This is a genomic window from Bacillus pseudomycoides DSM 12442 (assembly GCF_000161455.1).
GTDB lineage: Bacteria > Bacillota > Bacilli > Bacillales > Bacillaceae_G > Bacillus_A > Bacillus_A pseudomycoides.
The window spans coordinates 618,480-643,083 of the sequence record NZ_CM000745.1; the positions used below are offsets into that span (position 1 = coordinate 618,480).

Genomic DNA, 24,604 nt, shown 5'->3' on the forward strand with positions numbered 1-24,604 from the left:
ATAATCCACCTTTCTTATGAAGATTTTTCTATGAGTTGTAAAAAGAAATAGGCCGGCGCAACACAAAGGCCTAATATGCTACAAGTACCAATAATAAGGGAAAGAAAGAGACAAAAGTATTTCGTTCCATTTGGCTTCTTCCATCCATAGCTGCAAATTTCAATGCTAATACCGATGAGAATAATGGCTACAAGTACCTCTGCTAATAATAAAAGAGCTAAAGTTGAAATAGACATAGTGTGATTCATCCTCATAATTTATGATAGTAATATTTTACCATAAGGAAGTAAGAATCTTAAGAAAAAAATTAAAAGTATTATGGTTTAGGGAAACAAGGAGTAATTGTTTTGTGTTATTTTTTACATGTCGATTTAAAAAGTCCCCTCTCAAATTTTGAAAGGGGACTTTTTGCTATTCTAATATGCTTTTCATTGTATCAATGTGCTCTTTTGATCCTGTTACAAGAAGTGTATCACCATTTTGTAATTTTGTATCACCGTGTGGTATTAATGCTTTATTACCGCGATAAATTTGAATGATGAGTACGTCACCTAGGAATGGCAAGCGACGAAGCGGTAAACCGTTATATGTATTACTACGTAATTCCACTTCACGAACCGTTTCATTCGCAGTCGTAATTAAACGAACGAGACTCGGCTTATCAATGAGTGCACGTAATAAAATGCGTGTGGAGTTAATCGTCGAGAATACAGCAATATGCTCTTGCGTTGCTTTTTCCTGTAAAAGAGGATCTTCTACACTTGCAATGACATGCTCAACGCCTAATTCTTTTGCGTGTTCTGCTAATAATAAGTTTTGCTCATCATCACTTGTTGCGACGACAACTCGATCTGCGTCGAAGGCTTTTTGTTCTTCTAATAGTTCTATTGTAATTGTATCTAGTTTTACGATTGGGAAGTCATGAGATTTTGCTTCCTCGGCATTTACTTTATTTTGACGCATCATGTATAGTGTTACATCATAGTCTTCGCGTTTTAAATCAAGTGATAATGGAAGCGTGATTCGACTTGCACCAATAATAGAAACTCTTGGTTTTGGTGTTTCCACTTTTGGAAACATCTTTTTAAATAATACAGGTGCAAAAATACATGTAATAACTGCACTCAAGATAAGTGAAGCAGACAGACTCGGACTAATAATATTTAACTTTTCACCAATTTGTGCTGCGGCAATAACTAATGAAAGTGTCGATGTTAGTAAAATGGCACTTCCTAATACGATGTTACGAGGATACCATTTTCTTAGCACGAGTGATGGCAATAGTTTTGAAATAAAGAGTCCGACAATTAAAATTGGAATCATTAACATACTAGAAGGCTCTTTAAAAATAGACCATACTTCTAAATTTACACCGACCATTACGAAGAAGATTGGAATGAAGAAACCATATCCGATGGAATCGAGTTTTTCAACCATATCTTCATTTGGTGATAATAAGGATACGAGTACACCTGCTAAAAAGGCTCCTAAAATGTTTTCTGCACCAACAGATTCAGATAATCCGACTAGTATTAAAATAAGCGCAAAAACAGCACGTGTGTCAATTTGTACACTACCAGCTTTTAGGCTTTCCAGGTATGGAATATTTTTAAAGCGTCTTGCAACAAAGTAAATTACAATACCTGCCCCAAATAGAACGAGAAGAAGCCACATGCTCTGACCGCTTTCAGAGTTTAATCCAACGAAAACAGCGAGTAAAATCATTGTCACTAAGTCCGCAATAACGGCGACTAACAAAATAATTTGACCGATTGCTGTTTTTCCTAAGTTGTTTTCTTTTAGTGTTGGGACAACAACACCTAAAGAAATCGTTGAGATAATCAATGTCATGAACATCGCGTTATCTACAAATCCAAGCCATACAAATATAAGTGATAGGGCATAGGATAAGATGAAAATAAATAAGAAGATAATGCTTGCTGCTTGGAACGTATTGGGTTCATTCGTCTTATTCTTTTTCCCTTTTTGTTTAAAGATAGAAAAATCAATTTCTAAACCGCTTAAGAACATTAAGAAGATAAATCCTAGCGTTGATAAAACTTGTAGCCACATATCTGGCTCGATAATATTAAATCCACTTTTTCCCACAAAAATTCCTGCAATAATTTCGGCAACAACGACAGGAAGTGCTTTTAGTTTAAAGCGTTGTAACAAAAGGGGAATGAAAAACGCGATTGCGACAACAATCATAAGTGATAGGACTGAGGAATGGTGTTCCACTGCGTTCTCTCCCTTCAAATAATATAGTACTCATTTTAGCCATATTATAGGAAGAAAAGCAATGCATGTGAACTCGATTCCATAAAGAAAGAGTTTTCTTAACATTTGTCATAATAAGTATAGGTTTCATGTTTATGTTTTAATTGCCGTAATGTGGATGATAAGAGAGGGGAAGAGAAAATAGTACAATAAATAAAAAAAGACTGCTGAGATTACCTCAGCAGTCTTTTTCATGTTCATTACATAGAGAAGAAAATCCAAACTGTACCAACAACCGTTACTGCAGCGATGAAAAAGTGGAATACGATTGTGATTGTTTGTATTACTCCTTCGCCTTCTGTCATGTGCATAAACATAACAAATTGCAATGCTGCTTGTGCCACTGCCATTACAAGAATGGCTGTTAAGATTGTTGAAAGTGGCAAGCTTGTATATAACGTTACATATACAGCGAGGAACGTTAATGCAAGCGATAAAATAAATCCGAAAACGTGTGACCATGGAAAACCGCTATGTGCGTTTGCTTGAGTATTGTTTTGTCCCATTATTACGCCACCATCCCATTCAAGTAAACTAGTGTGTAAATGAAGATCCAAACAACATCAAGGAAATGCCAGTATAAGCTGATAATAAATACTTTACGAGCTGTAACTGGTGTTAAACCTCGTTTTAAAATTTGGATAACAACACAAGTTGCCCAAATGATACCAGCTGTTACGTGGGCACCATGCGTTCCAAGAAGAACGAAGAATCCAGATAAGAATCCGCTTGTTTGGATTGTTGCGCCTTCTGCAACATAAGCCATAAACTCTTCAACTTCAAAGAAAAGGAAGCCTGCACCTAAAATTAATGTGAAGATGAACCATCCTAACATTGCTTTTTGGTTGTGCTTACGCATTTCATGAATTGCGATACCGCATGTAAAACTACTTGTTAAAAGTAGGAGCGTTTGAATTAAAAGGGTTTTAAGTTCAAACAGCTGAGCTGGTGTAGGGCCATCAGCCGTACGACCAGCAAGTACTAGATAAGAGGCGAAAAGTGTTGCGAACAGCACGATTTCAGCCCCAAGAAAAATCCAAAACCCTAAAATATTCAATCTGCTTTGTTCGGATTGATATTCTAGAGGTAAGCTTTTATCTAAAGCCGCCATTTCGTTTCACCTCTCATGCAACATGTTCTGTCTTTTTAATTTCATCTACGCTAACGTAATATCCGTCGTCGTAATCAAACGAGCGCCAGATCATACAACCTAACATACCAATACCACCGACAATTGCTAACCAGAACCAGCTAAATACTAGTGCAAAACCTGCAAGACCGATAAAACAAGACATAATGATTGGAACGCCTGTAGTACTTGGCATATGAATTGGTTTCAACTCTTCAGGTTTTGGTGTAATAGTTTCGCCGTTCTTCTTCATTTCCCAGAATACATCACTAGACTTAATTTCTGGTAATTTTGCGAAATTGTAATGTTGTACTGGAGATTGTGTTGCCCACTCAAGTGTACGAGCATCCCAAGGATCTCCGGTTACATCGCGCTCACCGTGACGAATGCTATAAACTACGTTGTAGCATAATAAGGCGAAGCCAATTGCCATCATTACTGCACCGACAGATGCGATTTGGTTTAACCAACCCCATCCAAGGTCTGCAGAGTAAGTGTACATACGACGAGTCATACCATCTAAACCTAAGAAGTACATTGGGAAGAAACAAATGTTAAATCCACTCATAAAGATCCAGAATGTCCATTTACCAAGGCGTTCATTTAGCATATGACCAGTCATCTTCGGATACCAGAATGTAAATCCAGCAAGCATCGCGAATACTGTACCAGCGATTAATACGTAGTGGAAGTGAGCGATTAGGAAGTAGCTGTTATGGTATTGATAGTCAGCTGCTGCCATCGCAAGCATAACACCCGTAACTCCACCAATTACGAAGTTTGGAATAAATGCCAATGACCAAAGCATTGGAACTGTAAAACGGATACGACCTTTATAAAGCGTAAACAACCAGTTAAAGATTTTAACACCGGTTGGGATAGAAATTGCCATTGTTGAAATCGAGAAGAATGAGTTAACTGCTGGTCCTGCACCCATTGTAAAGAAGTGATGCAGCCATACAAGACCACTTAGAGCTGCGATTGCAACCATTGAATACACCATTGCTGTATATCCAAATAAGCGCTTGCGTGAGAATGTACTTACGATTTCAGAGAAAATACCGAATGCCGGTAAAATAACGATATATACTTCAGGGTGACCCCATACCCAGAACAAGTTCGCCCAAAGCATTGGCATACCGCCGCTTGCCATTGTAAAGAAGTGAGCATCAAATAGACGGTCGAATGTCATTAATGCAAGAGCAACTGTTAATACTGGGAAAGCAAAGATAATGATTACACATGTAATTAGAATAGACCATGTAAACATTGGCATTTGCATTAACTTCATGCCTGGTGCACGCATTTTTAAGATTGTTACCATGAAGTTAATCCCTGTCATCAGCGTCCCGAGACCTGAAATCTGCAATGCAATTGCATAGAAATTATTTCCTACTCCAGGTGAGAATTCTGTACCAGCCATTGGGAAGTATGATGTCCACCCAGCGTCTGGAGAACCACCGATAACGAAGGCGATGTTAAATAACATAGCACCTACGAAGAATAACCAAAAACTTAATGCATTTAAGAAAGGATATGCAACGTCACGTGCTCCAATTTGAAGAGGAACAACAACGTTCATAAGTCCCATAACAAACGGCATTGCCATGAAGAGAATCATAACCGTACCGTGTGTTGTAAATATACCATTATAGTGTTCAGCGTTTAAATATGTTGTGTCAGGGAACGTTAACTGGGCACGAATCATTAAGCCGTCCATACCGCCGCGGAACATCATTACAATTGCTGAAATGATATACATAACCCCAATTTTCTTATGGTCAACAGAAGTTAACCACTCATCCCAAAGCCATCTCCATTTTTTGTACTTTGTTAGCACAAAAAGGATCGCTAACGTCACAAGAACAATAGATACGTCCGCTCCATAGATAATCGGATCGCCTGTGACAAAAAATTCATCAAGCTTCACTATATTCACTCCAATCTGTCGGAATATTCGTTATTACTTTTTGTTTTTGTAGTAGTTGTAATCACAATATTCAAGTGATTTTGGATCTACGTATTTTAAATGTGTATTAGTGAATGTCATACGCCCTACTACACCAGGTTTAATGATTTCATTGTATTTTTCTTCTGTAAGTGGTTTAGCAGTTTCTTTTACTTCTTTTACCCACTTGTCATACTTTTCTTTTGTTTTTGCTTCAAGCTCAAATTCCATGTCAGTGAATCCTTCACCAGAGAAGTTTGCGCTACGGCCAATGTAAGAACCTGGCTTATCAGCCTGTAGATATAAGTCCATAATCATGCCATCCATTGTGTATTTCATACCACCAAGCTCTGGAATCCAGAAGGCATTCATTGGACCAACAGAAGTTAGCTTAAATTGAATTGGTACACCTGCTGGTACATTTAAATAGTTAACGGTTTCAATATTTTCCTCTGGATAACTGAATAACCATTTCCAGTTGGCAGATGTAACGTAAATTTCAACTGGTTTCATATCTTTTGTTTGCTCTGGCTGCTTTTCCGATGCAAATGTTGCTTTTACTGTTGGGATTGACAATGCAATCACGATGATAACAGGGAAAATAGTCCAGATAATTTCTAAAAGAGTATTACCGTGTATATCAGGTGGCTCATAGTCCATATTTTCTGGTTTTTCACGGTAACGAATCAAGATGACTGTAAACAAGATAAATACAATTGCAATAATCAACGACATGAGTATGAATGACCAAACGATTAAATCATACTGTGTTTTTGCAACAGGCCCCTGCGGATTTAATACTGCAAGTTTTTTATCACAGCCACCGAGGAACAAGAGTAGTGATAGTGGAAGAAGCGAAGCCAACTTCCAAAATTTTTTTTTCAGTTGCACGATTGAAAATCTCCTTTCTCCTTGGATTGAAACTATGCCAATAAAACAATATAAACCTATTAATTTATAGAAGGCAATAGTTTTTGTCATATTGTTAAAAAATAGACACAAATGCACACTTTTTACGGTGAATATCATTTGTAACTTGATAACATTGTAAACTATTTTTTTGATGAAAACATGATTGTAAAAATTTTAAGATAAATAAAGTTATACCAGCATATCCAAAAAATAGAAAAAAACTATCTTATCATAGGATAAGATAGTTGAATATTTTATATATTTAGTTTATTCCTTGTGTAATATTTCGTTGCTTTTCAAATGTGACAACTTTTTTATATTTAATTTGATACAAGATGTAGCAAATAATCATAAATGGAATTCCGCAATAAAGTGCGATACGTTGATCCGGTATAAAAGCTAAACTAACGAATGTAATGAAATTTAAAGAAAAAGCAACAATTGGAACGATTGGATAAAGGGGTGTACGATATTTTAAATCGTTTATATTTCCGCCATTCTTTATAAAATCTCTTCGAAAGAAAAATTGTGAAGCAGCAATTGACATCCAGACGACAACTGCTGCCATCGCTGCAATTGATGTTAGTACTAAAAAGACTGTATCTGCTGCAAATACGCTTGTTAAAAGCGAGAGACTTGCAAAGACTAAGCTGAAAATTAAAGCATTCAGTGGTAGTCCCTTTTTTGTTAATTTTGCAAATGCAGGACTTGCCATACCTTGTTTTGACATAGCCCAAAGCATACGTGAATTCGCGTATAATCCTGAATTTGCTACTGATAGTACAGCAGTAATAATGACAAAATTCATAATGTCAGCCGCATATGGAATACCAACTGTATCAAAAACAAGTACAAATGGACTTTCTACAAGATTAGCCTCCTGCCATGGAAGTAAACCAACAACAACAGCAATTGCTAGTACGAAAAAGAATAAAGTACGCCAAATTGTATTTTTAATTGCTTTTGGAATTGTTTTTTCAGGGTTTTCACTTTCACCTGAAGCAATTCCAATTAGTTCGGTTCCTTGGAAGGAATAATTTACAGTAATCATTGTGAGAAGAACAGCTAAGGCACCATTTGGAAATAATCCACCATTTTCGGTGAAGTTATGAAGCATTGGTGCGGGTTGCCCATTGAAATCTAAGAACCCAAACATAACAGCGCCTCCAAGTATAATGAAGACAACAATTGTTGAGACTTTTACACTGGAAAACCAAAACTCCGTCTCTGCAAATGCTTTTGTTGATAAAGCGTTTACAAGAAAAAGGATTACTGCAAATGTAACACACCAAATCCATGAAGATACGTCTGGAAACCAACGCTTCATTAAAATGCTAACAGTCGTTAGCTCTACCCCAACTGTAACAGCCCAGTTTAACCAATACATCCAGCCAACGACAAATCCAAAACCAGGTGAAATAAATTTGCTTGCATAACTTTGGAATGAACCTGCTTCTGGCATGGCAACGGATAATTCGCCAAGACAGAGCATTGTTAAATACATGACGAAACCACCAACTAAAAATGCAAGGATTGCCCCACCAGGTCCGGCATTATGGACGATTTGTCCTGATCCCATGAATAATCCCGTACCGATGACACCTCCGAGCGCAATCATAAAAAGGTGTCTGCTTTTCATTGTACGTTTTAAACTAGTTTGTTCTGTAGTTGTTTGATTCATATTCCCTTCACCCCGTACTTTTCTCTTGTTTGTTTTACTCAATGAATATTGAGCTTGCTTCGTTTCGCTAATCATCAGTGGGGGATAAAAAACATACTGATTGTAGTTTTCTTTATGTTCCTATACGAATGGATTACGTATATTTTCTGGGTGCTTGAGTAGTCATAAAAAACAACAACGAAACGATTAGTGTTCCTTGATTTTTGTTTTGTGAATAAAAGAAATTCAATTTCTTTAACCACATTAAACATTTTTAATTCTAGCAAAATATTCTGAAAATGTATATTCATTTTTCTTTTTATTACAAAAAATTAGAATTTTAAAACAGTTGAATTGAATAATAATTCATATAATCTTTCTAGCAAACTAGGTAGAAGAAAGGTACAATAAAAAGGATAGTGTTTGATGAAAATAATGATGTAATGGAGTTTTGCATATGTTTAAAAAATTCAAATATATATGTATTGTAGGAATTATACTTGTTGTTGCTATTTTTGTAGGGAAAAATAAAATTCTTCAAAAAGTACAAGAGTTACGAGTGAATTTTTTGTTTGATATGAAAGAAACAGCTATGATTGAAAATGTTCCATTTATAAAACAACTTCCGGAATTACAGCGAGGTTGTGAGGTTACGAGTTTAGCAATGTTATTGCAGTATAAAGGTGTACAAGTGGATAAGATGCAACTTGCAAGTGAAATCAATCATGTTCCATTTAAAGAAAATAATCTTCGAGGAAATCCTCATGAAGGATTTGTTGGAAATATTTATACGAAATCCGAACCAGGTTACGGTGTTTATCATGGGCCGATTTTTAAACTTGCAGAAAAGTATGTACCTGAAAAAACGATTAATTTAACTGGAAGAGAGATTGAAGATGTATATAAAGTCATTAGTTCAGGCTCACCAGTATGGGTAATTGCAAATACAACGTTTCAGCCGCTAGCTGAGGAGAGTTTTGAAACCTGGAATACAAATAACGGTGATGTGAAAATTACATATTATGAGCATAGTGCAGTAGTTGTTGGGTACGATCAAAACTTTGTATATATGAATGATCCGTTAGCTAACAATCCGAATAAAAAAGTATCACGTTCTGAATTTGAAAAAGCGTGGGAACAAATGGGAAAACAAGCAATTACTATTTTATAAAAATAAAAGCTATCTAATGTTAGGTGGCTTTTATTGTAAGTTAAATATTCGGAATATTGTTTATTTTGTTTTTGCTTCGAGCTATAATAACGTTTAGCTTAGTGAAGAAAGGAAGAGGATAGATGGGTGAAATCAAAGATATTGTTCTTTCTAAAGAACGATTAATAAAATGGAGAAGGCATTTTCACAGATATCCAGAGTTATCTTTTCAAGAAGAAAAAACATCTCAGTATATATACGACATACTTCAAACAATTCCTCATCTAGAAATTTCAAGGCCGACAAAGTACAGCATGATGGCAAGATTAATTGGTGAACAACCTGGAAAAGTGATTGCAATTCGTGCTGATATGGATGCCCTTCCAATTCAAGAAGAAAATCAATTTGAATTTGTTTCTACATATCCAGGAGTGATGCATGCATGTGGGCATGATGGTCACATTGCAATGCTCCTTGGCACTGTATATGCGCTCGTAGAGCAAAGGGAAAAAATTAAAGGGGAAATTCGTTTTCTATTTCAACATGCTGAAGAAAATTTTCCAGGTGGTGCACAAGAAATGGTTGCAGCAGGCGTGATGGAAAATGTGGATTATATTATCGGGGCGCATCTTTGGGCTTCTTTAGAAGTTGGCAAAGTTGGTGTGATTTATGGTCCAGCGATGGCAGCGCCTGATGTATTTAAAATATCAATAGAAGGAAAAGGTGGACATGCGGGTATTCCGCATGAAACAGTTGATAGTATTGCAATCGGTACACAAATAATTACGCAGCTCCAACAAATCGTATCGCGTCTTACGAATCCGCTAGATTCTCTCGTTTTATCTGTAACGCAGTTTCATGCGGGAACAACGCATAATGTAATTCCAGAACAGGCAACAATTGAAGGGACGGTAAGAAGTCTGAAGCATGAATTACGAGAACAAACTGCGCAGCGAATTGAAAAGTTTGTTAAACATATTACGGAATCTTATGGCGCAAATTATACATTTTCATATGAGTACGGCTATCGTCCAGTTGTAAATGATGAACAGGTTACGCAATTTGTTGAAAATACAGCACTAGAGCTTTACGGAAGGGAACAAGTAGTTCGTTTAGAGCCGACGATGGCCGGAGAAGATTTTTCGGCCTTTTTACAAGAAGCGCCAGGCACATTTTTCTTTATTGGTGCTGGGAATAAAGAGAAGGGGATTGTGTATCCGCATCATCATCCTCGTTTTACAATTGATGAAGATGCTTTGCCGATTGGGGTAGAAGTTTTTGTTTCATCTGTGTTGAATTTTATGAGAAAAGGAGATAGTAGATAAAGTGAAACTTTAATCAGTGGGGGTTTTCTCCATCCCCCACTGATTATTAGCACTCACCAATCGGGAGTGTTACTGTCCGTTAATGCGGGATAAATAATTCATATGTAAGAGCTATCTTATAAAAGAGATAGCTCTTTTTGTATATATTTGTTTCTATTGGCGAAATCTAACTACAACTTGTTGAAAAGAAAGTTAGGTGGGGAATTTGTTAAAGTTAGATGCTAACTTATCTAAAATTACAAAGGAAATTCGAGAAAAGTTAGATTCACCTAATGATCTAACGGTTAGAGAATTTACACTTGCCGGTTGCTCTACACGTTGTGCGGTTGTTTTTTTATGCGGATTAACAGATAAAGATAATATTTATAAGTTTATTATCAGGCCACTTCAATATGAAGAATTACCAAAACAAGCTGCAATCATTCAAACTCTGCTGGATCGTTTCCTTTCTATTACAGAGGTGAGTATTGCAAAAACGTTTCCGGGGATTATAAATGCTCTTTTAGCTGGAGATACAATCGTACTAATTGATGACATTCCATCTGCGGTAGTTGTAAACAGTCGAGCGTGGGAAAAAAGAAGTTTAGAATCTCCGGTTACAGAAGCTTTAATCCGTGGACCAAGAATTGGATTTAATGAGGATATTAATGTAAATAAAATGTTAATTCGTCGTAGTCTGCGTGATCCGCAGCTCAGGTTTCAATCTTATATCATGGGGAAGCGTTCGCAAAAAGAAGTAACTTTAGTATATATAGAAGATATTATTAATCCTTATTTTGTAGAAGAGTTAAATCGAAGGCTCCAATCGATAGTAACAGATATTGTTCTTGAAACAGGAACAATTGAACAGTTAATTCAAGATAATAATTTGTCGCCTTTCCCGCAATTTTTGAGTACAGAAAGACCTGATAATGTAGTCGCTTCGTTGGCGAAAGGAAAAGCGGCAATTTTAGTAGACGGATCTCCTTTTGCTCTCATTGCCCCACTAGTTTTGATTGATATATTTCAATCCGTAGAAGATCATTATGAACGTTGGATAATTGGAACGTTACTAAGGTTTTTACGAATGGGGGCTGGTATTATTGCAGTTTTATTGCCAGCTATGTATGTAGCTCTTGTCTCTTATCATCAAGGGCTGATTCCATCGAAATTGGCTTATTCTATTGCTGGAGCGAGAGAAGGGGTGCCATTTCCAGCTTATATTGAAACGTTTATGATGGCGCTCACGATGGAACTGATAAGAGAGGCCGGTATCAGGCTACCAAGACCGATGGGGCAAACAATCGGAATTGTTGGTGGGCTTGTAATTGGAGAAGCGGCAGTAAGTGCAGGGATTGTAAATCCTTTTTTAGTAATTATCATTGCTGTAACTGCCATTGCTACTTTTTCTCTTCCGGTATATAGCATCACAATTACATTTCGAATTTTATTATTTGTATTCGTTTTAGCTGCTACAGTATTCGGACTATACGGTATTATTTTGGCTTTAATTGCGCTAGCAATTCATCTTACAAATTTAAAGAGTGTGGGAGTACCTTATACCACGCCTATTGCGCCAGCATTCTATAAAGATTGGAAAGAAGAAATTATTCGCTTACCAAAAGCAATGCTTAAGGAACGACCAGAATATTTACAAACGAAGGATGATACATTACGTCCAAAGGAGCGGGAGTAAATTGAGACCATTTGAGTACGGGGATGAAGAAATTGGATCTCGTGAACTTGCTGTTGCAGTATCTTCAGCTATTATTGGTACTGGTGCATTGGCAATGCCAAGGGTCATTGCTACACAAACTTTGTTTTCTGATGGTTGGATCATTTTATTAGCGGGTGGAACTATATGTGCATTTTTTGCTTGGTTTGTAACAAAAGTTGCGATTTTATTTCCAAAACAAAATTTTGTTGAATATACAAGTGTTTATTTAACAAAACCAGTTACTTACGTATTTAGTGTTATTTTGATTTTGACATTTGTTGCATTGACAGGGTATGAGGTCAGAACAATTTCTATTATTTCACAAATGTATTTATTTAGTGATACGCCTATACAATGGCTTTCTTTTTTCTTTTTACTGGTTGTGATTTACGGAGTAAGTGGATCAAGAGCTGCATTACTAAGACTGAATGTAATATTTTTACCGATTGTCCTAATAGCTATGTTGCTCTTGTCTTTATTAAATATAAATTTAATGGAGGTAGATAGCTTATTGCCAGTATTTCAAACAAAAGTAAGTAAATATGCAGCAGGAATTAAAGATTCTATTTTTACTTTTATTGGATTCGAAGTTGCTCTTTTTTATTCCATGATGTTGAAGGGGAATATAAAAAAAGCTCCTTTGGCTGTAGCCAAAGGAGTAATGGTAACTGTTATGTCGTATATTTTAATTTATGTAACCTGTATTAGTGTTTTTTCGTATATGACAACGAGGGGATTGACGTATCCTACAATTGAGTTGGGAAAGGAAATTGAAATTGGAGGAGGATTTTTAGAACGATTCGACGCAATCTTCTTTACGACTTGGATTATTACGGTTTATAACACAACAGCTATGTATTATGACATTGCTTCTCTATTGTTTTGTGCAATGTTTTCTAAATTAAATAAACATATTTTTATTTTTATAAGTGCACCTATTATTTTTATGATCAATATGGTTCCAGGAGATGTGAGAAAGTTATCGGATTATGGTACATATTTAGCTTGGATAGATATGGGGTGTATCCTATTGGTGCCCTTACTAGTGCTAATTGTATATAAAATAAAAAGAAGGGCTGGTAGAAATGAAACGCCTTCTTAAATTCATATACCTGATTAGTTTGTTATGTTATCTCAGCGCTTGTTCCGAGCAACAAGAAATTGAGGAGAGAGGGTTTGTTGTAGGGGCAGCGTACGATCTTGTAAAAGAAAAAAAGTCCAATCCGGTTATGAAGGGAACATACCAAATGGTTTTGCCTAGAACGCTAACACCACAAGGAGCACAAGGAAATACGGGGAGTAAAAACTATATTAATATTAGTGCGGTAGCAGATGGGGTTTTTGAACAAATTCGTATCGTTGCTAAAAAGATTAGTCGTGCACTATTTTTCCCTCATATACAAGTGCTAATTTTTTCTAACGATTTGTTAGCAAAACCGTATGTGTTAGAAAATACATTGGATGTATATGTTCGTGACCATGAAATGAGACGGAACATTCGTATTTTTGTTTCTGAAAAAAAAGCAGAGGATGTATTAAACCAAAGTGCAAAACCTGAGAATTTACCTGCAAAGTATATTGATATGTTAGTTGACCACGCTCCGAAAAATGCACAGATGATAGAAGCGGCTCGGATTGGTGATATTCAGGAGAAAATTACAGCTAAAAGAAGTTTTGTATTGCCTGTTTTAGGATTGACAAAACAAGGGGTGCAAATGAATGGAGCGGCTTTATTTAGAGGGAAGGATAATAAGCTTGTCGGTAGGTTGAGTGGAGAAAATACACTAGGATTAAATTATATTATTGGAAAGAAGATGGCGGGTTTTTTTACGATTCGTAAAGGGAATGAATTTGTTACATATGAAATTCATAAAATGCGTCGTAAAATTACTACGTCCGTTACAAATGCTACTAAGCCAAAGTTTGTTATTGATTTATCGTTAAAAGGAACTTTGGCAGAACTGCATTTTAGTGATCATGACCAAGTTATGGGAGAGAAGAAACTAAAGCAGTATATTGCAAAAGAGATGGAAAAACGTATTCAAAAAACAATAAAAATTGTGCAAAAAGATTATAAGGTGGATGTATTAGGCGTGGGAGAAGAATATAAACGTCATGATTATAAAAAGTGGAGCAAAATAAAAAAGAATTGGGATCAAGGTAAGAACTATTTTAGTAATTGTGACATTGTGGTTCAAGTACATCCAACAATTGAACATTCGGGTTCTTCATTGCCGACTCGGGTAAAGTAGGAGGGGTTGTCTTGTTTACTAAATTAAGTATAACCTGCACGGTATTAATGGCAATTCTCCCATATACAGTATACTTTCTTCATAAGAAAATTATGGAGTATGGTGCACAGCCGTGGCAAAAGAATAAGCAAAAAAGGAAATCTGAATAAATCTCAGAATTCCTTTAATAATCAACGAAGCGTTAATGAGATTCCCTCTATTGATGCCTGTCTCACTTTATCCCGCATTAACGAAAAGTAATCCACCCACCGCAAAATTCAAATGAAAGCGAGGAAGATAGGTGGTGAATAACTGTCCGTAAAAGCCCGATTGATGCGGGCCTTTACAGACAAGTGGGGATGAAAAAAACTCCCGACTGATAGAAGTTTCACTTTATACAAGCCCTAACCAATGTACCAATTGCGACGTGAGGAATGTAACAACAATGGCGATTACGGTAGGGATTGCAAACGATAGAAATGTCCATTTGGGACTTTTTGTTTCTTTATATATGTTAACCAATGTTGTTCCGCATGGGAAATGAAGTAGTGAGAACAACATTGTATTTAACGCAGTTAACCAAGTCCAGCCATGTTCTAAGAACAAGTTTTTAATTTGGTTTAAATCATCTAGTTCGGTTAAAGCACCAGTTGATAAATAAGACATTAATAAAATTGGAATGACAATTTCATTAGCTGGCAAACCAAGGATGAATGCAGCTAGAATAAATCCGTCAAGCCCGAGTGATTTAGCGAATGGATCTAAGAAATTCACAAAATACATAAGTAGGCTTGTGTCACCAACATAAATATTTGCTAATACCCAAGTTAGCATAGCGGCCGGTGCAGCTACGATAACCGCGCGTTTTAAAACATATAATGACTTATCAAGTGTGGAACGTACAATTGTATTCCAAATTTTCGGCTTACGGTATGGTGGTAACTCTAACGTATAGTGAGTTGGGACGCCTTTTAAAGCGGTTTTTGATAATACCCAAGATACAGTTAATGTTACAATAACCCCAATTATAACCATTCCTACTACAACACCTGCCGTAACAAGTGTTTGCATACTGCCGGTATATCCAGCGGCCATGAATAATGATGCCATTAATATTAATGTAGGCCAACGTCCATTACATGGAACGAAGTTATTTGTTAAAATCGCTAACATACGCTCGCGTGGTGATTCGATAATACGTGTTGACATAATGGCAGCAGCGTTACAACCAAACCCCATTGCCATTGTTAATGATTGTTTTCCGTGAGCGCCAGAACGTTTGAATAAACGATCCATGTTAAAAGCAACACGTGGTAAATATCCGTAATTTTCCAATAAAGCAAACATAGGGAAGAAAATAGCCATAGGTGGTAACATAACACTAATTACAGCTCCAGTACCACGGAATAAGCCGAGAATTAAGATGCCATGTACCCAAGTCGGTGCATTCATCGCTTGAAACCAAGCGGTTAAATGACCTTCTGCCCACCCGAAAAATTCAGCAATCATATCAGATGGCATGTTAGCTCCTGCAATTGTAAGATAAAAAATAATAGATAAAATTCCGAGCATAATTGGGAATCCGAATATAGGAGAAGTGAAAATTTTATCTAGCCTCTCTGAACGGTATAACTTATCAGTATTCGTGTATTGAACAGCTTCTTTACATATACTTGCGGAAGTTCGATAAATATCCCCTACAATATCATCTCGTATATCATCTTTTGTAAGTGTTTGTGCATGTTGAACAATATAATCTAATGGAAGAGCCTTACTGGCTGAGTGAGATTTCATTTATTACGACCTCCCTTATCAGCGGCTCTTTATGATGTTTTTGAAGTGTAGCTAGAAAGTTTTTATCTCCATCTAGTATTCGTAGTGCAACCCAGCGTGCAGGGTATGTATCACCGAATACTTTATAAATTTGAGGTTCTAATTGCTGAATCATATTTTCAATTTGTTCATTATAAGTAATTTGAACAGGTGTAGGAATTAATTTTTTGCTAGCCACTTTAGCGATTACATTTAGCAAATGCCCGATTCCAACGCGGTTTCGAGCCGAAATTTTGACTACAGGTACACCCAGTGATTTTGCTAATTTCTTTTCATCAATGACGATTCCTTTTTTTTCTGCTTCATCGATTAAGTTAATACACACTATAACGTCGTTAGTCATTTCCATCACTTGTAATGCTAAATTTAAATTTCTTTCCATTGCAGTTGCATCTACAACTACTACTGTTACCTCAGGTTTTTCAAAAATAATATAATCCCGTGCAACTTCCTCATCTGCAGAGTTTGAATATAGGGAGTATGTTCCAGGTAAATCAATTACGGTATATACACTTCCGTTATGTTCATATTCACCTTCTGCTTTTAATACAGTTTTGCCAGTCCAGTTTCCGGTATGTTGTTTTAATCCTGTTAACGTATTAAACAATGTGCTCTTTCCGGTATTTGGGTTTCCTGCTAGCGCAATGCGATGGTTTTTCATACTAAATCATCTCCTATTAATCTCCCGAAAATAAGGGAACTTTCTTCACTACGCAGTGCAATGGTCGTATTGCTCACTTGATAAGCGGTTGGATCTCCGAGCGGGCTTCTTTGCAATACTTTAATAGTAGCTCCGGGAATAAAGCCTAAATCTAATAAACGACGTTTCATAGTTCCTTCTAATTGTATCTTCTCGATTTGTACAAACTGCCCTGTTTGGAAATTTGAAAGGGGTTTGATATTAGCCGATACCATAAAAGTTACCTCTTCTCTATATTTTTAGTGTTGGTTTAAAAAGTTTGCCGAGGGAAACTTCTTGTTACTAATATAGTAGACTACATGAAATGATGTTGTCAATTGGTACTTTAAAAATATTCAATTATTTTTAGAATTGTTCCAATTTATTGTGTTGTACAGAAAAATATTACTGAAATTATGTGGGATACATGTGGAATGAACGCTATAAAGTTCAAAAAATAAAGAGATTTGTAAATGTATTTTTAATATAAGTAGTGAAACCAAGAATTTTATTTACAATACATTTACATTATTAAAAGTAAATTTACAATACGGGCAATTTTGTGTGGATTCTTTTGGTTTTTCTTATAAAAAGAGTTGGGATATATGGTTTTTTAGACTTATGACCTCTATTTACTTAAAATTAAAAATCGCTTAACACTAACACAATATTATTGTCCTACAATGAATTTGTGTTCGAAAGAAGTAGATGAATGTGAAAAAGCGATAATCCAAATGGGGGTACAAGACATGGTTATGAAAAAAGGTATTAAATTTTCGTTAGCGGCATTAGTGGTTGCTGGTGCTTTAGTTGGATGCGGCAAATCAGAAAGCACAGATAGCAAAGAAACTGCTAAAGGTAGTAACGATGCAAAACAAGAATTGTCGGGTACAATTGCGGCAGCTGGTTCTACAGCTCTTCAACCGCTTGCTGAAGAAGCGGGTAAAAAATTCATGGAAAAGAATTCGAAAGTTTCTATTCAAGTTCAAGGTGGCGGTAGTGGAACAGGGATTAACCAAGTAGCTTCTGGGGCGGTTCAAATCGGTAACTCTGATGTTCCAGCTGCAGATAAAATAAAAGATCCAGAAAAAGCGAAGGAATTAGTAGATAACAAAGTGGCAGGTATTGCATTTGCACTTGTTGTAAATAAAGATGTGAAGGTTGATAACTTAACTGTGAAACAAGTACAAGATATCTTCTCTGGAAAAGTTACAAACTGGAAAGAGCTAGGCGGTAAAGATGAGAAAATTAACGTGGTAAACCGTCCAGCATCTTCTGGTACACGTGCTACATTTGAAAAAACAGTTATGAAAGATGCGAAGATTAACGATGGAACAGGTACAACACAAGATTCTAACGGTGCGGTAGAACAAGCAATTAACTCTACTCCTGGTTCTATTAGTTATCTTGCAATGTCTTATATGGTAGGCGATAAAAAAGGTGCATTACAAACTGTGAAAATTGATGGTGCAGAGCCAAAAGTTGAAAATATTTCTGCGGGCAAATATCCATTCTGGTCTTATGAGTACATGGTAACAAAAGGGGAAGCGAAAGAAGCTACAAAAGCTTATATCGATTATGTAAAAGGTAAAGACTTCGAAAAACAAGTTGAAGATATGGGTTATATTCCAATGTCTAAACTGAATAAGTAAACATTTAACGGGCTGGCTGCGAGGCCAGCCTTGTTCATTTCAATCTATGAAGTGGGGTTGTGTCCTGTGATGAAGGGGAAAAAACAAATTAATTATGTAAAAAGTGAATATATCGGAAGAACGCTTGTTACGTTTTGCGGTATATTTATTGTTCTTGTTACATTAGCAATTATTGCATTTATTTGCGGGAAAGGAATTCAATCTTTTACGCAAAGTGGTATTTCATTTTCTGAGGTATTGACGTCAACAAAATGGAACCCGAATGCTGATCAGGGATCGTTTGGTGCTGTTATCTTTATTGTTGGTTCAATGCTTGTTTCATTAGGTGCGGTCGTTATTAGTGCGCCAATCGCGCTTGCCCTTGCGATATTTATGAACTTAATTTCACCAAAGTTTGGGAATAAGGTATTAAAGCCTGTTTTAGAATTATTAGTTGGAATTCCTTCAGTAGTATATGGTTTATTAGGGGTTACCATTTTAGTTCCGCTTTTACGTGATTCATTCGGTGGTGTTGGTTTTAGTTTAATTGCCGGTATTATTGTGCTCAGTATTATGATTTTACCTACTATTGCTAGTATTGCTTCCGATGCAATACGTTCGGTTCCCTTTGATTATTTGGAAGCCTCTTATGGTTTAGGTTCGACGAAATGGCAAGCGATTAGCCGTGTTATTGTTCCAGCTGCAAAAAAAGGTATTTTAACAGGGGTCGTTCTAGGATTAGCTCGTGCTTTCGGCGAAGCGTTAGCGGTTCAAATGGTAATTGGGAATACTGTTAAATTGCCTGAAGGGATATATAGTCCAACGGCAACGTTGACAGGTATTCTAACAATGGATATGACGAATACGTTAAATGGAACTGCCTGGAATAACGCTTTATGGACATTGGCAATGATATTACTTGTTATTTCATTCCTGTTTATTTTAGTAATACGAGCAATTGGCCAAAGAGGTGAACGATAGCGATGAACGCAAGAAAAGTAAATAATATTTGGACGGGTATTTTATATGCAGTTGCAGCGTTTGTAGTAGCTTTACTTGTTTTCTTAGTATACGAAATTTTGCAAAAGGGTTGGGGTTTTTGGGATCCAAGTTTCTTGTTCGGAGAACCAAGCAATACAAGAGCTGGAGGTGGAATTGGTCCGCAGTTATTCAACTCTTTCTATATGCTTGTTATTACCTTAGTCATTTCAATTCCGCTTGGATTAGGAGCAGGGATTTATCTTGCGGAATATGCGAAACAAGGACGCTTTTTAGGATTTGTTCGTTTATGTATTGAAACGATGGCATCACTACCTTCTATTGTTGTTGGGTTATTTGGTTTATTAGTGTTTGTTACAATGACTGGTTGGGGCTATACGGTAATGGGAGGAGCACTTGCTTTAACGATTTTAAATTTACCGGGTCTAACGCGTGTTTGTGAAAGTGCGATTACGGAAGTTCCGTCTAATGTAAAAGAAGCGAGTCTTGGGCTTGGTGCAACAAAATGGCAAACGATTGTGCGAATTATTATCCCCACAGCATTGCCGCAAATTATTACGGGGGTTATTTTAGCTGCGGGTCGTATATTTGGTGAGGCAGCGGCGTTAATTTATACAGCGGGATTAACATCACCGATTTTAAATTCTGCTGCCGATTTTTCAAGTCCTGCACACCCGTTGAATCCATTTCGACCAGCTGAAACATTAGCAGTTCATATTTGGAAATTGAACTCTGAAGGGATTATTCCAGATGCGAAGTTAATTGCGACAAAATCAGCAGCAGTCTTAATTATTATGGTATTACTCTTTAATATTATTGCCCGTTTTACTGCATCTGTACTTCATAAACGTTTTACGGGAGCTAAGAAATCTCGTAAAACAACGAAAGCCAAAGCGGCTTAAACGCTTGTACCCTAAATGGATAAGAAGCTCTCTGTTTATAAAAAAACAGGGAGCTTTTTTGTGTGAAGTGAATCCGGTAATCTCGGTTATAGCAGGAGTATGAAGATAAAATATTGTATATATACCTGTGTATGTAAATGCTGGAATGGAGATGGAGAGGAAGTTTTTCATGTTTTTTCTACAAATGTCAGGCTTTCCGGGTTCGGGAAAATCAACACTTTCTAGACGTATAGCGAAAAATACAGGTGCAATTGTTATTGATCATGATATTGTGAAAACGGCCTTACTAGAGTCGTTGGAAACTCGTCAAATTGAAACAACGGCCGCTGGTGGAATTTCGTATGAAATCGAATGGGCGCTAATAGATTTTCATTTATCCATGGGGCATAGTGTAATATTGGATAGCCCGTGTCTCTATATAGAAATGGTGGAAAAGGGGACGATCTTGTCTAGGGAACATCGTGTGAAATACAAATATATTGAATGCTATCTTAATAATATAGAAGAAATTAATAATAGGCTAAAGACACGAGAACGAATGATAAGTCAAATTGAGAAAGTGGAATCTGAAGAAGTGTTTAAAGAAGGGTTAGATGGTAGTAAACGACCATCTGATTTTACATATCTTATTGTAGATTCTGGGAAGCCTTTAGCGGATTATATTGATGAAGTGATGACGTATATGAATGAGTAGTCGTGAAATTATAATTGTATATTATAGTAGAAAAAACGTTATCTTCAAAACAGAAGATAACGTTTTTTGGTGTTAAGCTTTTGGTGTATCTATAGAAGAGACTACTTTTCTGCGTGAGCGTCGTTTTTTACCGAATTTATCTAACAGTTCATACATAACAGGGACGACAACTAGTGTGAGCACAGTTGAAACTGCTAAACCACCGATTACAACAACCGCTAAACTTTTAGATACCATACTGCCGGCTTGTGATTGGCTGAATAATAATGGTAACATCGCTACTATTGTTGTAATGGCTGTCATAATAATTGGTCGTAGCCTTGTAGAGCCTGCTTCTAGTAAAGCTTCCCGTGTCGTCATGCCGTGTTCTCTATTTTGTTGAACACGTTCTATTAATACAATGGCATTGGTGACTACGATACCAATTAACATTAATGCACCGATGAGTGCATTTAAATCGACTGGTGTTCTTGAAATGATTAATCCTAAAATACCGCCAACAGCAGCTAGTGGTAAAGAGAATAAAATCGCAAATGGAGCGCGTGCTTGCCCGAAAGTAATAACCATAATTAAATAAACAATCCCGATGGCGATACCCATGATTTTGAATAAATTTGTAAAGTCTTCTTGCATTGATTCAGTTGCACCAGCAATTTTAACTTTCGCACCGTTTGGTAGGTCTAATTCTGAAATAGCTTTGTTCACTTCAGTGTTTACTTTACTTAAATCTTCATTTGTTGCTTCGGCAGTTATTTGAATGGTTTCTTTTCCATCTTTATGGAAAATCTCTGTTTGTAATCGTTTTTCTGAAATGGTTGCAATATCTTTTAAAGGAATTGACCCTGCTATAGGTGATAAGATGTTTGTGTTAAGAATATCTTCCTTGTTACTTATCTTTTCTTGTTTATGTTCCAACATAATGGTTGTTTTCTCATCATTAATTGTCAGTTGCCCGATTGGTGATTTTTTCATAAGGAATGTAACTTGTTGTCCGGCTGTTTCTGGTGTTAATCCAACTTGTTCCGCTTTCTTTTGATCAATATCGATTTGCCATTCTTTTTTTGACTCTTCTCGATTTGTTTTTACTTTAGAAAGACTGTCTATACTTTTTAGTTTTGTTTCAACGACATCAGCAGCTTTTTTAAAATTTGTCTCATTGTTTGCTGTCACATTAAATTGTAAGTTGTTTCCTCCGCCGGAATTAGAATAGCTTGCTTTTGTATAATCGAATTCGGCTGGTTTAAAGTCTGCATGCTCTTTTTTAAGTTTTTTGATATATTGATCGATATCTGTTCCTTTTTTGAAGACTACAGCAATAGATGCAAGGTTATTTTTAGTTGTAAATCCAAACTGTGCATCTTCAGCACTGGAACCCATTCGTAAAATAACATCTTTTACATCGCTGTTAGAAAGTAATTTTTTTTCAAAATCAAAGGCTGTTTGCTTTCTAGATTCAAAATCGTAATTTGCTGGGAATGTCATCTGAATTGAAAGCATCGTATCGTCTTCTGATTTGATATTTGCTTTTGGAAGTAATATATAAGCAGCAATCGATCCGGCAAATAATAAGAAAGAAGAAAATAAAATAATAAACTTATGTGAAAGGGCCCACTTTAAAGTAGCTGTATACTTTCTTGAAGGTTTCGGTGTACGCTGCCTTGTTTTTCTCAGTAATAAAAATGCCATAAGTGGAACAACGGTTAAGGCCACCACTAGTGAAGAAAGTATAGAGTATACAACGGCCAATACCATAGGTAACATTAGCTTACCGATTGTACCTGATACAAGACCGATAGGTAAAAAGACAGCGACTGTTGTTAAAGTAGAAGAGGTAATCGCAACAGCTACCTCTTTTGTGGCGTCTAGAATGATGTCTTTTGAAAAATGTTCTTTTTGTAAGCGCCGGAAGATATTTTCAATGACAACAATACTATCGTCAACAAGTCGACCAACCGCTACTGCTAAGCCCCCGAGAGTTAAAATGTTTAATGTAACATTAGATTGATCAAGTAAAAATAGTGTTAGTAAAATGGATAACGGAATACTAACGACAGCGATAAGGGTTGTTCGAACGCTGCGTAAAAAGATTAAAATAATAAATGTCGCAGCAATTGCTCCTAAAATGACTTCTTTCCCCATGCTCATAACTGCATTTTCAACTTGTTCGTGAGTAGAGGATATTAATTTAATTGTATAAGTATCTTTATATTCTTTGCTTATAGTTTTTATTTTTTTATCAATTTCTTTTCCGATTGCAACTGCATTTTTGCTAGGTTCTTTCATAATAACTAATCCAGTTCCCTCTTCGCCATTCACATGTGAAACGGTATCAAAATGTTGTTTTATTTTTACTTGAGCTATATCTTGTAATTTGATTTGAGGGGTAAGTGACATGTTTTTTATTTCATCTACATTTTTGACATTTCCAATGACGCGTAGGCTGTGGTCTTCGTTATTGACAGTAACTTGACCAACTGGAGTGGAAGTTTCTTTTCCTTGTAAAGCGGCTAATACTTGCTGTGGTGTTACGTTTTTATTTTTCATTTCATTTGGGTCTAAGAGGATAGATAACTCGGATGTTGATTTACCGTAATACATGACGTTAGCAACGCCGTCGATATTTTCAAGTTGCGGGATGATTTCTTCTTCAATCTGTTTTTCGTCTGCTTTTGTAAAACCATTCTGTTTTTGAACGGTAATTTGTGCAAGTGGAATCATAGAGGTATTAAGTTGACTAACGACGGGTTTTGTAATTTCTTTTGGGAAATTTACGTTGCTGGTAATTTTTTCGACCTCGCGTGTAACATCCTTCATATTAGCTTTAGATGTATAAGCGATATCGATACGAGATAAACCTTCATAAGTAGAAGAAGTTATTGTATCGACGTGTTCCAAATTTCGAAACTTTTTTTCGAGCGGTTCGGTTACTTCTTTTGTCAATGTTTCAGCATCTAGCCCTTGAGACATTGTAGTGACAGTTATTGCGGGATTATCGACGCTGGGTAGAAACTCCATCGGTAATTTGGAGCCGGAATAAATGCCGAGCACAGAAATGAGAAAAACCATGATGATGATAGCGGCTCGATTTTTTAATGAGAATTTTGTTAACCTATCCATAAAAATGATTCCTCCGTTTAAGTTGTTTTTTAGCCTACTTCGTTACTATATAACAAAATCTGGATATCTTTCATTAATTAAATGTAAAAAAATTCTAAATTTATTCTTAAGTAGCGAGTGAATAGGGTTTTGTAAGGAAGAGCTAGAGAGTTGGCTGGGTATTTTAGCCTTTTAAAATTCTGTTGAAGTCAGGAGGAAGAAAATCCATTTAAATATGAAATAAAGAGGCGAAATTATTAAGTGGAAAACTTTTTTAGTTTTTTTAAAAAAACACTTGTGATTTAAAAATAAGGATGGTATATTAATAAACGTCGCTGATGCGGAACACGCAGAAAGTGAAAAAAAGAAATTAAAAAACTTAGTTGACATCGAAAAATGAAGATGCTAACATAAGGAAGTCGCCAATCGGCGATGGACA

The 24,604-nt window shown here is 36.2% G+C and carries 21 protein-coding genes; 10 read left to right on the forward strand and 11 right to left on the reverse strand.

The annotated features are described in order from the left end of the window. Positions 1 to 14: 14 nt before the first annotated feature. From BPMYX0001_RS03120 to BPMYX0001_RS03150, 7 genes are all read right to left on the reverse strand, one after another. Complete coding sequence (locus tag BPMYX0001_RS03120; protein WP_080740155.1) at positions 15 to 248, reverse strand: DUF4022 family protein; 234 nt, start codon at positions 246 to 248, stop codon at positions 15 to 17. Positions 249 to 411: 163 nt separating this feature from the next. Further along, on the reverse strand, positions 412 to 2,241 hold the full coding sequence (locus BPMYX0001_RS03125) for a monovalent cation:proton antiporter family protein (RefSeq protein WP_018781974.1): 1,830 nt from the start codon (positions 2,239 to 2,241) through the stop codon (positions 412 to 414). 239 nt (positions 2,242 to 2,480) lie between these two features. Continuing rightward, a complete protein-coding gene (gene qoxD / locus BPMYX0001_RS03130) occupies positions 2,481 to 2,786 on the reverse strand; it encodes a cytochrome aa3 quinol oxidase subunit IV (RefSeq protein ID WP_003195276.1) in 306 nt (101 codons plus the stop codon). A gap of 2 nt (positions 2,787 to 2,788) precedes the next feature. Continuing rightward, a complete protein-coding gene (gene qoxC / locus BPMYX0001_RS03135; protein WP_003195274.1) occupies positions 2,789 to 3,391 on the reverse strand; it encodes a cytochrome aa3 quinol oxidase subunit III in 603 nt (200 codons plus the stop codon). 13 nt (positions 3,392 to 3,404) lie between these two features. Beyond that, positions 3,405 to 5,339 (reverse strand): cytochrome aa3 quinol oxidase subunit I, encoded by a 1,935-nt coding sequence (gene qoxB / locus BPMYX0001_RS03140; protein WP_006093567.1) that lies wholly within the window; start codon positions 5,337 to 5,339, stop codon positions 3,405 to 3,407. A gap of 33 nt (positions 5,340 to 5,372) precedes the next feature. Next, on the reverse strand, positions 5,373 to 6,248 hold the full coding sequence (gene qoxA / locus BPMYX0001_RS03145; RefSeq protein ID WP_003205897.1) for a cytochrome aa3 quinol oxidase subunit II: 876 nt from the start codon (positions 6,246 to 6,248) through the stop codon (positions 5,373 to 5,375). A gap of 283 nt (positions 6,249 to 6,531) precedes the next feature. Next, complete coding sequence (locus BPMYX0001_RS03150; RefSeq protein WP_033798627.1) at positions 6,532 to 7,950, reverse strand: amino acid permease; 1,419 nt, start codon at positions 7,948 to 7,950, stop codon at positions 6,532 to 6,534. A gap of 436 nt (positions 7,951 to 8,386) precedes the next feature. Here BPMYX0001_RS03150 and BPMYX0001_RS03155 point away from each other — a divergent pair, with 436 nt between their 5' ends. The 6 genes from BPMYX0001_RS03155 to BPMYX0001_RS32920 all read left to right on the forward strand — a co-directional run bounded on the left by BPMYX0001_RS03155 (position 8,387) and on the right by BPMYX0001_RS32920 (position 14,501). Further along, complete coding sequence (locus BPMYX0001_RS03155) at positions 8,387 to 9,100, forward strand: C39 family peptidase (protein ID WP_006093569.1); 714 nt, start codon at positions 8,387 to 8,389, stop codon at positions 9,098 to 9,100. Positions 9,101 to 9,222: 122 nt separating this feature from the next. Beyond that, positions 9,223 to 10,404, forward strand: a complete 1,182-nt coding sequence (locus BPMYX0001_RS03160) for a M20 family metallopeptidase (protein WP_006093570.1) — start codon at positions 9,223 to 9,225, stop codon at positions 10,402 to 10,404. A gap of 196 nt (positions 10,405 to 10,600) precedes the next feature. Further along, positions 10,601 to 12,079 carry a spore germination protein gene (locus BPMYX0001_RS03165; protein WP_006093571.1) on the forward strand — a complete coding sequence of 493 codons (1,479 nt, stop codon included), beginning with the start codon at positions 10,601 to 10,603 and terminating at the stop codon, positions 12,077 to 12,079. Between the two features lies 1 nt (position 12,080). After that, positions 12,081 to 13,202 carry an endospore germination permease gene (locus BPMYX0001_RS03170; RefSeq protein WP_006093572.1) on the forward strand — a complete coding sequence of 374 codons (1,122 nt, stop codon included), beginning with the start codon at positions 12,081 to 12,083 and terminating at the stop codon, positions 13,200 to 13,202. Continuing rightward, positions 13,186 to 14,352 carry a Ger(x)C family spore germination protein gene (locus BPMYX0001_RS03175; RefSeq protein WP_033798629.1) on the forward strand — a complete coding sequence of 389 codons (1,167 nt, stop codon included), beginning with the start codon at positions 13,186 to 13,188 and terminating at the stop codon, positions 14,350 to 14,352. Before BPMYX0001_RS03170 ends, BPMYX0001_RS03175 begins: the two co-directional genes overlap by 17 nt. Positions 14,353 to 14,363: 11 nt before the next feature. Next, a complete protein-coding gene (locus BPMYX0001_RS32920; protein ID WP_018781979.1) occupies positions 14,364 to 14,501 on the forward strand; it encodes a hypothetical protein in 138 nt (45 codons plus the stop codon). Positions 14,502 to 14,724: 223 nt separating this feature from the next. Here BPMYX0001_RS32920 and BPMYX0001_RS03180 read toward each other — a convergent pair whose 3' ends face one another. The 3 genes from BPMYX0001_RS03180 to BPMYX0001_RS03190 are packed head-to-tail and all read right to left on the reverse strand — an operon-like array spanning position 14,725 to position 17,079. Further along, positions 14,725 to 16,125 carry a nucleoside recognition domain-containing protein gene (locus tag BPMYX0001_RS03180; protein WP_033798630.1) on the reverse strand — a complete coding sequence of 467 codons (1,401 nt, stop codon included), beginning with the start codon at positions 16,123 to 16,125 and terminating at the stop codon, positions 14,725 to 14,727. Then, a complete protein-coding gene (locus BPMYX0001_RS03185; RefSeq protein WP_033798631.1) occupies positions 16,103 to 16,825 on the reverse strand; it encodes a FeoB small GTPase domain-containing protein in 723 nt (240 codons plus the stop codon). The genes BPMYX0001_RS03180 and BPMYX0001_RS03185 overlap by 23 nt, the downstream gene beginning before the upstream one ends. Beyond that, positions 16,822 to 17,079, reverse strand: a complete 258-nt coding sequence (locus BPMYX0001_RS03190) for a FeoA family protein (protein ID WP_006093576.1) — start codon at positions 17,077 to 17,079, stop codon at positions 16,822 to 16,824. Before BPMYX0001_RS03190 ends, BPMYX0001_RS03185 begins: the two co-directional genes overlap by 4 nt. A gap of 513 nt (positions 17,080 to 17,592) precedes the next feature. On the opposite strand from BPMYX0001_RS03190, the gene BPMYX0001_RS03195 reads away from it, so the two are divergent. From BPMYX0001_RS03195 to BPMYX0001_RS03210, 4 genes are all read left to right on the forward strand, one after another. Beyond that, the gene (locus BPMYX0001_RS03195; RefSeq protein WP_018765526.1) at positions 17,593 to 18,495 is read left to right on the forward strand and encodes a phosphate ABC transporter substrate-binding protein PstS family protein; all 903 of its coding nucleotides are present in this window, start codon (positions 17,593 to 17,595) and stop codon (positions 18,493 to 18,495) included. A gap of 69 nt (positions 18,496 to 18,564) precedes the next feature. After that, entirely contained in the window at positions 18,565 to 19,455 is an 891-nt protein-coding gene (pstC, locus tag BPMYX0001_RS03200; protein WP_026008547.1) for a phosphate ABC transporter permease subunit PstC, read from the forward strand. A gap of 2 nt (positions 19,456 to 19,457) precedes the next feature. After that, positions 19,458 to 20,375 carry a phosphate ABC transporter permease PstA gene (gene pstA, locus BPMYX0001_RS03205; RefSeq protein ID WP_006093578.1) on the forward strand — a complete coding sequence of 306 codons (918 nt, stop codon included), beginning with the start codon at positions 19,458 to 19,460 and terminating at the stop codon, positions 20,373 to 20,375. A gap of 169 nt (positions 20,376 to 20,544) precedes the next feature. Then, complete coding sequence (locus BPMYX0001_RS03210) at positions 20,545 to 21,069, forward strand: P-loop nucleotide/nucleoside kinase family protein (RefSeq protein ID WP_018781982.1); 525 nt, start codon at positions 20,545 to 20,547, stop codon at positions 21,067 to 21,069. A gap of 72 nt (positions 21,070 to 21,141) precedes the next feature. On the opposite strand, the gene BPMYX0001_RS03215 is transcribed toward BPMYX0001_RS03210, so the two are convergent. After that, complete coding sequence (locus tag BPMYX0001_RS03215) at positions 21,142 to 24,186, reverse strand: efflux RND transporter permease subunit (RefSeq protein WP_033798632.1); 3,045 nt, start codon at positions 24,184 to 24,186, stop codon at positions 21,142 to 21,144. Positions 24,187 to 24,604: the final 418 nt, after the last annotated feature.

What these genes read in the sequence shown, in the direction of transcription:
- BPMYX0001_RS03120 (WP_080740155.1), bottom strand. Translation starts at nt 248, where the DNA reads ATGAATCACACTATGTCTATTTCAACTTTAGCTCTTTTATTATTAGCA.
- qoxD (WP_003195276.1), bottom strand. Translation starts at nt 2,786, where the DNA reads ATGGGACAAAACAATACTCAAGCAAACGCACATAGCGGTTTTCCATGG.
- qoxC (WP_003195274.1), bottom strand. Translation starts at nt 3,391, where the DNA reads ATGGCGGCTTTAGATAAAAGCTTACCTCTAGAATATCAATCCGAACAA.
- BPMYX0001_RS03150 (WP_033798627.1), bottom strand. Translation starts at nt 7,950, where the DNA reads ATGAATCAAACAACTACAGAACAAACTAGTTTAAAACGTACAATGAAA.
- BPMYX0001_RS03155 (WP_006093569.1), top strand. Translation starts at nt 8,387, where the DNA reads ATGTTTAAAAAATTCAAATATATATGTATTGTAGGAATTATACTTGTT.
- BPMYX0001_RS03160 (WP_006093570.1), top strand. Translation starts at nt 9,223, where the DNA reads ATGGGTGAAATCAAAGATATTGTTCTTTCTAAAGAACGATTAATAAAA.
- BPMYX0001_RS03175 (WP_033798629.1), top strand. Translation starts at nt 13,186, where the DNA reads ATGAAACGCCTTCTTAAATTCATATACCTGATTAGTTTGTTATGTTAT.
- BPMYX0001_RS03180 (WP_033798630.1), bottom strand. Translation starts at nt 16,125, where the DNA reads ATGAAATCTCACTCAGCCAGTAAGGCTCTTCCATTAGATTATATTGTT.
- BPMYX0001_RS03185 (WP_033798631.1), bottom strand. Translation starts at nt 16,825, where the DNA reads ATGAAAAACCATCGCATTGCGCTAGCAGGAAACCCAAATACCGGAAAG.
- BPMYX0001_RS03190 (WP_006093576.1), bottom strand. Translation starts at nt 17,079, where the DNA reads ATGGTATCGGCTAATATCAAACCCCTTTCAAATTTCCAAACAGGGCAG.
- BPMYX0001_RS03195 (WP_018765526.1), top strand. Translation starts at nt 17,593, where the DNA reads ATGGTTATGAAAAAAGGTATTAAATTTTCGTTAGCGGCATTAGTGGTT.
- pstC (WP_026008547.1), top strand. Translation starts at nt 18,565, where the DNA reads ATGAAGGGGAAAAAACAAATTAATTATGTAAAAAGTGAATATATCGGA.
- pstA (WP_006093578.1), top strand. Translation starts at nt 19,458, where the DNA reads ATGAACGCAAGAAAAGTAAATAATATTTGGACGGGTATTTTATATGCA.
- BPMYX0001_RS03210 (WP_018781982.1), top strand. Translation starts at nt 20,545, where the DNA reads ATGTTTTTTCTACAAATGTCAGGCTTTCCGGGTTCGGGAAAATCAACA.
- BPMYX0001_RS03215 (WP_033798632.1), bottom strand. Translation starts at nt 24,186, where the DNA reads ATGGATAGGTTAACAAAATTCTCATTAAAAAATCGAGCCGCTATCATC.